The sequence below is a fragment of the Pauljensenia sp. C0170B5 genome (assembly GCF_056590195.1).
Map to the genome: position 1 here is coordinate 1 of NZ_JBWPVR010000026.1, position 709 is coordinate 709.

At 59.7% G+C, this 709-nt stretch carries 1 protein-coding gene; it reads right to left on the reverse strand.

The features are described from left to right. Positions 1–648: IS6-like element IS6100 family transposase (locus tag AC1EJZ_RS11185; protein WP_480294998.1), on the reverse strand; the 648-nt coding region annotated here is incomplete at its 3' end. Between the last annotated feature and the right edge of the window lie 61 nt (positions 649–709).

The following is a 709-nucleotide window of genomic DNA, read 5'->3' on the forward strand; positions in this document are numbered from 1 at the left end:
GCACCAGGGGCGAGCCTGTCCTTTGCGCAGGGCTCGCATGACTTCGAATCCCTTGATCGTGGCATAGGCCGTGGGGATCGATTTGAAACCGCGCACCGGCTTGATCAGTATCTTGAGCTTTCCGTGATCGGCCTCGATCACGTTATTGAGATACTTCACCTGCCGGTGGGCCGTCTCCCGGTCCAGCTTTCCTTCGCGCTTCAATTCGGTGATCGCTGCACCATAGCTCGGCGCTTTGTCGGTATTGAGCGTGGCAGGCTTTTCCCAGTGCTTCAGGCCTCGCAGGGCCTTGCCCAGGAACCGCTTCGCTGCCTTGGCGCTGCGGGTCGGCGACAGGTAGAAATCGATCGTGTCGCCCCGCTTGTCGACTGCCCGGTACAGGTAGGTCCACTTGCCCCGCACCTTGACGTAGGTTTCATCCAGGCGCCAGCTCGGATCAAAGCCACGCCGCCAGAACCAGCGCAGCCGCTTCTCCATCTCCGGGGCGTAGCACTGGACCCAGCGATAGATCGTCGTATGGTCGACCGAAATGCCGCGTTCCGCCAGCATTTCCTCAAGGTCGCGATAGCTGATCGGATAGCGACAATACCAGCGCACCGCCCACAGGATCACATCACCCTGGAAATGGCGCCACTTGAAATCCGTCATCGTTCCGTCCGTCCAATCTCCGCCAAGCATGCTCAAGCTTCACGATTTTTGCAACAGAGCC